At 64.2% G+C, this 10595-nt stretch carries 13 protein-coding genes and 1 pseudogene; 4 read left to right on the plus strand and 10 right to left on the minus strand.

The features are described 5' to 3' along the window. A pseudogene (locus EN991_RS10135) lies at nt 1-221 on the plus strand (30S ribosomal protein S16); the annotation flags it as partial. 84 nt (nt 222-305) lie between these two features. Here EN991_RS10135 and EN991_RS10140 read toward each other — a convergent pair. The 3 genes from EN991_RS10140 to EN991_RS10150 form a co-directional block, all read right to left on the minus strand. Continuing rightward, nucleotides 306-569 carry a glycine zipper domain-containing protein gene (locus EN991_RS10140; protein ID WP_013528799.1) on the minus strand — a complete coding sequence of 88 codons (264 nt, stop codon included), beginning with the start codon at nt 567-569 and terminating at the stop codon, nt 306-308. 134 nt (nt 570-703) lie between these two features. After that, nucleotides 704-1114 (minus strand): DoxX family protein, encoded by a 411-nt coding sequence (locus tag EN991_RS10145; protein ID WP_027162877.1) that lies wholly within the window; start codon nt 1112-1114, stop codon nt 704-706. A 121-nt stretch (nt 1115-1235) separates the two neighbouring features. Then, on the minus strand, nt 1236-2141 hold the full coding sequence (locus EN991_RS10150; protein WP_127368681.1) for a bestrophin family ion channel: 906 nt from the start codon (nt 2139-2141) through the stop codon (nt 1236-1238). A gap of 188 nt (nt 2142-2329) precedes the next feature. Here EN991_RS10150 and EN991_RS10155 point away from each other — a divergent pair, with 188 nt between their 5' ends. Continuing rightward, on the plus strand, nt 2330-2737 hold the full coding sequence (locus tag EN991_RS10155) for an ACT domain-containing protein (RefSeq protein WP_013528796.1): 408 nt from the start codon (nt 2330-2332) through the stop codon (nt 2735-2737). Between the two features lie 157 nt (nt 2738-2894). On the opposite strand, the gene EN991_RS10160 is transcribed toward EN991_RS10155, so the two are convergent. Continuing rightward, entirely contained in the window at nt 2895-3929 is a 1035-nt protein-coding gene (locus tag EN991_RS10160; RefSeq protein WP_013528795.1) for an aspartate-semialdehyde dehydrogenase, read from the minus strand. Between the two features lie 107 nt (nt 3930-4036). Continuing rightward, complete coding sequence (locus tag EN991_RS39840) at nt 4037-4186, minus strand: hypothetical protein (RefSeq protein WP_164753489.1); 150 nt, start codon at nt 4184-4186, stop codon at nt 4037-4039. Between the two features lie 198 nt (nt 4187-4384). Here EN991_RS39840 and EN991_RS10165 point away from each other — a divergent pair, with 198 nt between their 5' ends. Together EN991_RS10165 and EN991_RS10170 are read left to right on the plus strand one after the other, a co-directional pair. Then, nucleotides 4385-6259: a DEAD/DEAH box helicase gene (locus tag EN991_RS10165; RefSeq protein ID WP_063169562.1), complete on the plus strand. Its 1875-nt coding sequence runs from the start codon at nt 4385-4387 to the stop codon at nt 6257-6259. Between the two features lie 117 nt (nt 6260-6376). After that, nucleotides 6377-7087, plus strand: a complete 711-nt coding sequence (locus tag EN991_RS10170) for a DUF805 domain-containing protein (protein WP_127365614.1) — start codon at nt 6377-6379, stop codon at nt 7085-7087. Here the strand turns inward: EN991_RS10170 and EN991_RS10175 are convergent. From EN991_RS10175 to EN991_RS10200, 5 genes are all read right to left on the minus strand, one after another. Further along, nucleotides 7077-7565, minus strand: a complete 489-nt coding sequence (locus tag EN991_RS10175; protein WP_127365615.1) for a GNAT family N-acetyltransferase — start codon at nt 7563-7565, stop codon at nt 7077-7079. The genes EN991_RS10170 and EN991_RS10175 overlap by 11 nt on opposite strands. Before the next feature lie 4 nt (nt 7566-7569). After that, complete coding sequence (gene leuB, locus EN991_RS10180; protein ID WP_127368682.1) at nt 7570-8673, minus strand: 3-isopropylmalate dehydrogenase; 1104 nt, start codon at nt 8671-8673, stop codon at nt 7570-7572. A gap of 290 nt (nt 8674-8963) precedes the next feature. Continuing rightward, nucleotides 8964-9314, minus strand: coding sequence for a VOC family protein (locus tag EN991_RS10190; protein WP_127368683.1), 351 nt, complete (start codon nt 9312-9314; stop codon nt 8964-8966). A 13-nt stretch (nt 9315-9327) separates the two neighbouring features. Then, nucleotides 9328-9711, minus strand: a complete 384-nt coding sequence (locus tag EN991_RS10195) for a RidA family protein (RefSeq protein ID WP_024504044.1) — start codon at nt 9709-9711, stop codon at nt 9328-9330. A gap of 221 nt (nt 9712-9932) precedes the next feature. Continuing rightward, nucleotides 9933-10595, minus strand: a 663-nt coding sequence (locus EN991_RS10200) for a hypothetical protein (protein ID WP_127368684.1), incomplete at its 5' end; no start/stop codon positions are given.

Raw genomic sequence — 10595 nt, forward strand, 5'->3', positions numbered from 1 at the left:
GGCTGGCGCATGGCGCCCAGCCGACCGACCGCGTGCTGCGCTTCCTCGACGAGGCCGGCCTCGTCAAGCGCGACGCCCGTTCCAACCCGAAGAAGGCCGAGCCGGGCAAGAAGGCGCAGGAACGCGCTGCTCTTCTGAAGAAGGCGCAGGAAGATGCCGCTGCTGCCGTTGCCGCCGCCGCGGCTGCACCGGCCGAGGCGGAAGCCGCAACCGCCGAATAAGTATTTGCTCTATCGCATCCAGGAAAACGGCGGGCCATGTGCCCGCCGTTTTTTCATTCGACCCTGTCTGTAAAAGCCGCCCGGTCAATAGCCGCGCGGGCAGCGGTCAATATAGACGCGGCCACGGCTATCGCGGTAGCGGCATTCGCCACGCTCGCTCGCCCGGCCGATCAGCGCGCCGGCAACAGCGCCGACAGCACCACCGACGACGGCGCCTTCAACCGGATCGCCGGCGACGGCCGCACCGACGGCAGCGCCACCGAGGCCGCCTACGGCCGCGCCTTTTTCCGTTTGCGAACAAGCGGCGAGCGGCACCAGCAGCGCCATCAAAAGCATCGTTTTCTTCATCGTCGTTCCTCTCCGATAGGAGCCGCCTCCGCCGCCGGGCGAATCTCTAACTCGCAACTCGACGATTCGATCCCTGAGATATTGCCCGGCAAAGGGTTCAGGCTTCGAGCCGAAAGCGGTGCTTCGATCCGGATCTAACGGCTGAACGGGATCAGCGCGCGGAGCCTGGGATCGCGCAGATACAGGCCACCCCACAGGATAATGCCGAGATAGACGCCGAACAGAATGTGCGAGAACAGCGGGTTGTCGACGCGGACATTGGTGGCGATGGCGCCGCCCATATAGGCGGTGAGCAGGATGGCGCCGAGCACCGAGGTGCGCGGCAGCGCATAGAGAGCGGTCGAGATCAGGCCGATGACACCAAGCATGCGGGCGACATTCGGATCGGCCGGCCAGCCAAGCGGCACCATCGTCTGGATGACGATATCGAGCGGCGGCAGCTTGATGGCGCCGTCGAAGATCATGAACAGCACGATGACGCCGCTGAGCGCGCGGCCGGTCCACAAAGCGCCCGGCGAGACGGGCGCGGTTTCGGAAATGCTCATGATGGTCCCTCCTGATGGCTCTATCCCCTTCTTGCTGGGGTCGAACCAAGGACGTGGCATGGAGCGGCGATCCGACAGCGGGGCGGATTCTTTTAATCCCGCTAAGCCCGCGCGCCTTTGCCTACGAAAAATAGAACTTTTCCGCCGGGATCATCTTCGGCGGCGTTTCGCCAAGCGCCTCGAACACCGAGATTTCGCAGACACGGCAGAGGCTGTCGAGAGCGAGGTCGTTGGCTTCGGTGCCGAACGGATCCTCGAGCTCTTCCGACAGCGCGTCGAGGCCGAAGAAAGTGTAGGCGATCAGCGCGGTGAACAGCGGCGTCGCCCAACCGGTGGTCGAGATCAGGCCGATCGGCAGCAGCAGGCAGACGATATAGGCCGTGCGATGCACCAGCAGCGTGTAGGCGAACGGCAAGGGCGTACCGGCGATCCGCTCGCAGCCGGCCTGGATGGCGGCAATCGACGCGAGCCTCTCATCGAGGATACGAAAGCCGACCGTGTCGACGTCGCCCGCCAGGCGCTGCGCATTGGCACGCCGACCCATGCGCCTGACCATCTCATCCGCCGGATTGGAAAAGGCTGCTGCCTTGTCCGCCTCGGCGTCGATGAAGGCACGGGCATCCTTCATGCTGTCGATCTTGCGCAGCTGCCCGCGCAGGAAATGACAGAAGGCGAGCGCTTCCATCAGCAAGGCGCGCTGTTCAGTCTGGTCCGGGATGAGGCTGGTGGTGGCGCGTGCCAGGTTGCGCATTTCGAAGACCAGCGCGCCCCACAGCTTGCGCGCCTCCCACCAACGGTCGTAGGCGGCGTTGTTGCGGAACGAGAGATAGATCGACAATGTCACGCCGACCAGGCCGAAAGGCGTGATGTTGAAGACGCTGAAATCAAGCTGGAACCGGCGCGCCGCGGCCAGGATGATCGCGGAATAAAGCGCGAAGCCCAATATTTGCGGCAGAATGCGTGGCACGACCGAACCGCGCATGATGAAGAACAGCTGCAGGAATGTGGGGCGCGGGCGAACGATCATCGAAGGCCTTTCACGGACCGGCACTGGCCCTCAGCTTCTCTATTGTGCGATGCGACAGCTCTGCAAGCCCAGCCGCCAGCGACATCGCCATGTCGTCCTTGCAGCGCCTGGACTATCGGCACGCGCCGGTCGCGGATATTGAAGAGCACGTGGGCTGCGGCCCGTTTTTTGCAGGCGAGGGAAGACAGATGGCCGGCGAAACCGATCTCAAGACACTGCTGGCGTCGATGACACCGGAGCTGCTCGCCGGCGCCTATGTTTTCGTCACGCTGGCACCCGGCGTCCCTCAGCCGGAAGGCGTTGAGCCGGTGATGGTGTTTCGCGAGCGCGAGGGTGTGACGCTGATCGTGACCGAGGAGGAGGCCAACGCCGCGGCACTGACCGCTTCGTTCCGTTGCCGGATGCTGACGCTGAACATCCATTCGTCGCTGGAAGCCGTCGGCTTCCTCGCCGCCATCACCACGCGCCTGGCCGCCGCCGGCATGGGCGTGAACCCGGTTTCGGCCTTTTATCACGACCATCTGTTCGTTCCCGCCGATAGGGCGGAGGAGGCACTGAAGCTGCTGATCGGGCTGGCCGAGGACAACCGAGTGTAGCGCATCGGCGAAGCTGCCGATCTCCCCCCTCGTGGGGGAGATTGGCCTTCATCAATGCTCCGCAAACCTTCAGCATCCCGGCCGAGGGCCGAGCCCGCGACCGCGGGCCAGCCGCGCTAGCGGCGGTGCGGCCCGTGAGCGAAAACTAGATCAGCCGTCAGGCCGCCTTCTTCTTCGGCTGGATCAGGCCGCGCTCGACCAAAAGCTCGGCGATCTGCACCGCGTTGAGTGCGGCGCCCTTGCGCAGATTGTCGGAGACGATCCACATCGACAGGCCGTTGTCGATGGTCGAATCCTCGCGGATGCGCGAGATGAAGGTGGCGTCCTCGCCGGCCGATTCCAGCGGCGTGATGTAGCCTCCGTCCTCTCGCTTGTCCAACACCTGGCAGCCTGGGGCTTCACGCAGGATATCCCGCGCGTCGTCGGCGGTGATCGGCTTTTCGAACTCGATGTTGACCGCTTCCGAGTGGCCGATGAACACCGGCACGCGCACGCAGGTCGCCGTCAGCTTGATCTTGGGGTCGAGCATCTTCTTGGTCTCGGCGACCATCTTCCACTCTTCCTTGGTGGAGCCGTCGTCGAGGAAGACGTCGATGTGCGGGATGACATTGAAGGCGATGCGCTTGGTGAACTTCTTGACCTCGACGCCATCGGCGACGAAGACCGCGCGGGTCTGGGTAAAGAGTTCGTCCATGCCTTCCTTGCCGGCGCCCGACACCGATTGATAGGTGGCGACGACGACGCGCTTGATGGTGGCGAAATCGTGCAGTGGCTTCAATGCCACCACCAGCTGCGCCGTCGAGCAGTTCGGATTGGCGATGATGTTCTTGCGCGTGAACAGCGAGATCGCGTCCGGGTTCACTTCCGGCACGATCAGCGGCACGTCCTGGTCGTAGCGGAAGGCCGACGAATTATCGATGACGACGCAGCCCTGCTTGCCGATCTTCGGCGACCATTCCTTGGAGACGCTGCCGCCGGCCGACATGATGCAGATGTCGGTGTCGGAAAAATCATACTGGTCGAGCGTCTTCACCTTCAGCGTGCGGTCGCCGAACGACACTTCCGTGCCCTGGCTGCGCCGCGACGCCAGCGCCACGACTTCGCTTACCGGAAAGCCGCGCTCTTCCAATATGTTGAGCATTTCCCGGCCCACATTGCCCGTGGCGCCGACGATCGCTACCTTGAAACTCATCGAAAAATCTCCTGTCCCTCTCCGCTTGGTTTTTGGAGAAACCCGCTGGCCGCTGCGGGTTCCGTCCCCCGGGCCGAACCCGGGAGAGGGTGGTTAGGCCAAGGGAATCACACCGTTTTGGTGGTGGTTTTGCCAGTTTTCTTGGCCAAGAATGCGGTTTTGCTGAAACGAGGAGACGCGCCGACGCGCCCGGCCCAATGATGTGCATTGAGGCTGGGGGCATCGAATGCAGGAAGAGCCGTCAAAAGGCCGCGCATCGAAACTGTCCCGTTCGGTGCCGGCTTTTACGCGGTTTGCGGCAAGAGTCAATTGCCGAGCGGCGCCTGGTTTTGCGCGCGCCCTGTACAATCGCGGCTGCGCGAAGTACGAACGGCCAAGATTGTTTGGCTGGCGCGAGGCCCGCCCCGGCATGTGCTCCGTGATGAGCGCGGACCCTAAAATTCCGAAAGAGTGAGATGTCCAACTTCGAAGCACTTGTTCCAGCGCTTGCCAGGGCGCTGGAGAAACGCGGCTATTCCGAGCTGACGCCCGTCCAGAAGGCGGTCGTGGCGCCCGAGCTCGGCGAGGCCGATGCGCTGGTTTCGGCGCAGACCGGCTCCGGCAAGACGGTGGCCTTCGGCCTCGCTCTGGCGCCGACCCTGCTTGAGGGCGCGGAGCGCTTCGGCCACGCCGCCGCACCGCTGGCGCTGGCGGTGGCGCCGACGCGCGAACTCGCCTTGCAGGTGACGCGCGAACTGGAATGGCTCTACGAACTGACCGGCGCCACCGTGGCGTCCTGCGTCGGCGGCATGGACATGCGCTCGGAGCGGCGTGTGCTGGAGCGTGGCGCCCATATCGTCGTCGGCACGCCCGGCCGGCTGCGCGACCACATCACCCGGCGCTCGCTCGACATGTCGGCGCTGAAGGCGGTGGTGCTCGACGAGGCCGACGAGATGCTCGATCTCGGCTTTCGCGAAGACCTCGAATTCATCCTCGACGCCGCTCCGGCCGAACGCCGGACGCTGATGTTCTCGGCCACGGTGCCGCGCTCGATCGCCACGCTCGCCCAGGGCTATCAGCGCGATGCGGTGCGCATTTCGGCCGCCGGCGAGGAGAAGCAGCATCTCGACATCGAATATCGGGCGCTGAGCGTCGCCCAGCCCGACCGCGAGAACGCCATCATCAATGTGCTGCGCTATTACGAAGCCAAGAACGCGCTGGTGTTCTGCAACACGCGTGCCGCCGTCAATCATCTGACCGCGCGCTTCAACAACCGCAACTTCTCCGTCGTCGCCCTGTCGGGCGAGCTCAGCCAGAACGAGCGCAGCCATGCGCTGCAAGCGATGCGGGACGGCCGCGCAAAAGTCTGTATCGCCACCGATGTCGCGGCGCGCGGCATCGACCTGCCCAATCTTGAGCTGGTCATCCACGCCGATTTGCCGACCAACCCGGAAACGCTGCTGCACCGCAGCGGCCGCACCGGCCGCGCCGGGCGCAAGGGCGTCAGCGCGCTGATCGTGCCCAACAGCGCCCGCAAGCGCACCGAACGGCTGTTGCAGAACGCCGGCCTCAAGGCGACATGGGCGAGCCCGCCCTCGGCCGACGACGTGATGCGGCGCGACGACGAGCGCATCCTTGCCGATCCGGCTTTCGATGAGCCGGTGAAGGAGGACGAGCGCTCCTTCATCGACGCACTGCTCGCCAGGCATGGCGCCGAACAGGTGGCCGCTGCCTTCGTGCGCCAGTGCCGCGCCAGCCGCTCGGCCCCCGAGGACCTCATGGAGATCGCGCCCTTCACGCCGTCGCGTGAAAGACCGGCGGGCGAAGGTTTCGCGCGCCGCGACGAGGCGCCCAGCCGCCGCGACGATTTCGGCGACAGCGTCTGGTTCTCTCTGTCGATCGGGCGCCGGCAGAATGCCGAGCCGCGCTGGCTCATCCCGATGCTATGCCGCACCGGCAGCATCTCGAAGCGAGAGATCGGCGCCATCAAGATGCAGCCGGAAGAGACCTACGTGCAGATCGCGGCGGATTGGGCAGACCGCTTCCTGGCCGCGATCGGTCCCGACCGGAAGCTGCAAGGCAACATCCTGGTGAAGCGGCTCGACGGTACGCCCGATCTGTCGCGCGCCGGCTATCAGCCGCCAAGCCCCGACAAGAAGCCGCATCGCGGCAAGGCGCCGTTCGATCCCAACGCGCCGAAGCGCAAATTCGAAAAACGTGCACCGGCAGCAGCCGATCAGCGCCCGACTGCCCCGCATGATGCAAAGCCATGGGCGAAGAAGCCGGGCAAGCCGAAATTCGACACCTCTGGTGCACCCAAGCACAAGAAGGCGAAGAAGCGGCCTTCGTAAGACCGGGCAACGAGCCTCATCCGCCCGCATGACGCCGGCCGCATCCCGATGCGGTCTTGCCCATCGGTTCGGCCATGTGCCACACCTTGGCAGGGACGTGGCAAGTGGGGGTGGCAAATGCGCGGCAAAGTGCTTCACTATGACGAAGTCCAGGGTTTCGGCTTCATCACCGGAGCCGACGGCAACCGCTACACCTTCACCCGCGAAAACCTGCGCCGGGAAACCACTATGCGGAAGGAAGCGGGCGTGGAATTCCAGGCGGGCGGCGGCCAGGCGCGCGACGTCTTTTTGATCGCCGCCGAGACGGCTGCGCCGGCCGGCGACGCTGGTACGAGCGCCGCGCCGACTCAAGCCGGTAACGCACCATCCGCTTCTGCGCCACAGGCCCAGCATTTCGGCCGTTCCCCCGGGCCGGCCGAGCCCACCGATCTCTGGGGCTATTTCTGGCGTGGCGTGACGCAGAACTATTTCAATTTCGCCGGACGTGCCCGCCGCAAGGAATATTGGGGTTATTTCCTGTTCTGGGTGGTCTCGCTGCTTGTCATCGGCGGCATCGGTCTTTTCGCCGACAATGAAATGGGCAATTTCGACAGCAGCGTATCGGCGGCGGTAACCGTCGGCCTTTGCGGCACCTTCGTCCTGGCGACACTGCTGCCCAGCCTCGGCATGACCGTTCGCCGCATCCATGACATCGGCCTCTCGGGCTGGCTTTATCTGGTGGTGCTGATCCCGACCATCGGCAGCCTGATCATCCTGGTCTTCGCGCTGATCCCGACGCAGGCCCGCGAAAACCAGTGGGGACCGGTGCCGGCGGGCGTCAGGGTCTAGGGATGATCGCCTTCAGCGCCTCGCCCGAAAGCCTGAGAAAGACCTTCTGGCCGTGGCGTTCTGCGCCAAGTCGGTCGTAGAAACGCTGCGCGCCTTCGTTCCAGTCCTCGCTGGTCAGGTCGATGCGGCCGATGCCTTCGCGCAGGCAATGATCGGCGAGAAAGCCGATCAGCGCCCGGCCGACACCAGCGTTGCGGGCTTTGTCGCGCACGAACAGGTCCTTAAGGAACAGCAGCCGCTCGAGATCGATACCGGGATGCGCGATCGCCACCGACGCCAGGCCGCTGACCTCGCCCTCGATGAAGGCGAGCGCGAAATGCGGATAGGCCGGGCTTTCCTCGCCAAGCCATTTTCGTGCCGCAGACAGGGCCCGGTCGGCATTGAGAGGCGGTTGCCGATAATGTTCCGCCATCTCGCAAAACATGGCCGCGAGCGTCGTCGCGTCCTCGATCGTCGCCCAGCGGACGTCGACCGTCACGGTATCAGCCCAGGAATTTGGCGATGATCGCGTCGCCCATCTCAACCGTACCGACCTCGGTCATGCCATCGGACATGATGTCTTTCGTCCGCAGGCCTGCGTCGAGCACGGCGGCGATCGCGCCTTCGACGCGGTCGGCTTCATCGACCATGCCGAAGGAATAGCGCAGGCACATGGCGAAGGAGGCGATCATGGCGATCGGGTTGGCAATGCCCTTGCCGGCAATGTCGGGCGCCGAACCGTGCACCGGCTCGTAGAGCGCCTTGCGCTTCTTGGTCTTCACGTCAGGCGCGCCGAGCGAGGCCGACGGCAGCATGCCGATCGAGCCGGTCAGCATAGCGGCGATATCGGACAGCATATCGCCGAACAGATTGTCGGTGACGATGACGTCGAACTGCTTTGGCCAGCGCACCAGCTGCATGCCGCCGGCGTCGGCCAGCATGTGGTCGAGCTTGACGTCGGAATAGCGCGCCTTGTGGGTCTGGGTGACGACCTCGTTCCACAACACGCCCGACTTCATCACATTGCGCTTTTCCATCGAGGTGACGTGGTTCTTGCGGGTGCGCGCGAGTTCGAAGGCGACGCCCGAAATGCGCTCGATCTCGAACGTGTCGTAGACCTGCGTGTCGATGCCGCGCTTCTGTCCGTTGCCGAGATCGATGATCTGCTTGGGCTCGCCGAAATAGACGCCACCGGTCAGCTCGCGCACGATCAATATGTCGAGACCTTCGACCACCTCCTGCTTGAGCGAGGAGGACGCCGCCAGCGCCGGATAGCAGATGGCCGGGCGCAGATTGGCGAATAGCTCCATGTCCTTGCGCAGGCGCAGCAGGCCGGCTTCCGGGCGCACCTCATAGGGCACCGCATCCCATTTCGGACCGCCGACGGCGCCGAACAGCACCGCGTCGGCCGCCATCGCCTTTTCCATGTCGGCATCGGAGATCGCCGCGCCATGCACGTCATAGGCACAGCCGCCGACCAGCCCCTCATCGGTGGCAAAACCGCTGCCGAGCCTGTCGTTCATAACCGCGATCAGTTTCTTGACCTCGGCCATGGCCTCAGGACCGATGCCGTCACCGGGGAGCAGGAAAAGATGCTTCGTTGCCATGGAGAAACCGTCCTGGAAAGATTTGAACCGCGGCCTTGCTAAACGCCAAGCGAGTTGCATGCAAGCAGGAACGCAGCGATCACGGATAACCCGATTCGTTGGTGATCCGTAGCGCCCCCCTCTGCCCTGCCGGGCATCTCCCCCTCAAGGGGGAGATTGGCAGCATTATCGTTTCGCCTCTTCTTTCTGACGTGGAGATTGGCGAACGCCGAGGCGACATCCAATCTCCCCCCTTGAGGGGGAGATGGCCGGCAGGCCAGAGGGGGGCGCTGTCCCGCCGGCATACGTCATCACTGATGCGAGAGAATGTTGACCAGCCGGCCGAACGGATCGCGCACGTAGAAGCGTCGCACGCCCCACGGTTCGTCGGCCGGTCCGTATTCGATGGCAAAGCCCGCCGCCTTCATGGCATCGAGCGCTGCATCGACATCGTCGACCTCGATCGAGAGATCCGGCACCGGCGTGCCGGAGCCGCCTTGCGCCATGAAGCTGACCTGGACATCCATCTTTGCTTGCGAGCCGTAGGTCGCGATCCAGCCGAGGTCCATCAGCAGGTCGAGACCGAGCACATCCTGGTAGAAACGCTTCGCCGCCGCGACATCCGCTGTCTCGATATTGGCAACGATGCGCTGGACTTTCATCGTCGGTCGCCCTTCAGGCCGTGCGCCGCAGCGCCGTCACCTCGATCTCGATCTTCATTTCCGGTTTGTTGAGCTGGCAGACGATCATCGTCGCTGCCGGCCTGATGTCACCGAACGTCTCGCCGAGGATCGGGAAGACTACATCCACGAAGGCCTGGTCGGTGATGTAGTAATGCGCCCGCACCACGTCAGCCATCTCGAAGCCGCCGTCCTTCAGCGCCTTGCCGATCGTCGCCAGGCAATTGCGCGTCTGCGCCTCCACCGTTTCCGGCATCGTCATCGTCGCATAGTCGTAGCCGGTGGTGCCGGAGACGAAGCACCAGTCGCCCTGCACCACGGCGCGCGAATAGCCGGCGGTCTTTTCGAACGGCGAACCGGTGGAGATGAGTTTGCGCATATGAGGGGCCTTGCTTGGGTTGTCGGCCAGCATTAGCAGGCGGAACGGCGCGGGTCGTGGGCCAAGCCAGGCAAACTGTTATCCCGGAAGCGAAGCGCGAACCTCCGAGATTGGTTGAAGCATCCCTTCCGTCGTCATCCTATGGCGGAGCAAGGAGCGTAGCGACGCGGCGCAGACCATAGGATGACGAAAGCGAGGGGGTGCTGCGCAACGCTAAAGCTTTAATTTGCCGCCCCCAGCGCCTTGTCCAACGCCGCCTTCACATCCGCGGGCCATGTCGCCACACCAGGCCACGCCTGCGGCTGGCCATTGTCGCCGCGGCGGGCGAAGTAGAGTTTGCGCTGGGCCGGGTCGACCGCCATGAAGCCGTCATTGCCGCCGCAGTCATGCGGCACGCAGCCGCTGGCGTAGAAGGCGCCCGAAGCGGTCTTTTCGGTGCCGCCGCCGACCAGCAGGCTGGTCGCCATGTCGGGCATGTCCTTGCCGAGCAGCTTTTCCGCTTCCGTGTAGACGGCCTCATTGTGGAAGGCGTCGATGATGTTCTGGTACTTTTCCGGATCGATGTCTTTCCAGTCCGTTCCGGGTTCCGGCATGTAGGTAAGATTGCCCGAAATCGTCAGCCCGTCGGTCGGCGACCATTGCAAAGCCGGCTTCTGATCTCCCGGCAACAGGTAGGGCACGAAATAGATGGCGCTGTCGGACACCGCCGAGGGCGGCGCGCCGCACTGGTCCTGCTCGACCGTGGTGCTCTGGATCGTGCCGCCTTCCGGTTTCCAGACGATCACCGTCGCCGGCCCGCATTGATTGCCGCCGTCGCCGACATCGAACAGCGCCACCTTGACGCCGCCGACCTCGACTGTTTTGTCGAAGAAGACATCGTAATT

This window comes from Mesorhizobium sp. M7A.F.Ca.US.005.03.2.1 (genome assembly GCF_003997795.1).
GTDB lineage: Bacteria > Pseudomonadota > Alphaproteobacteria > Rhizobiales > Rhizobiaceae > Mesorhizobium > Mesorhizobium ciceri.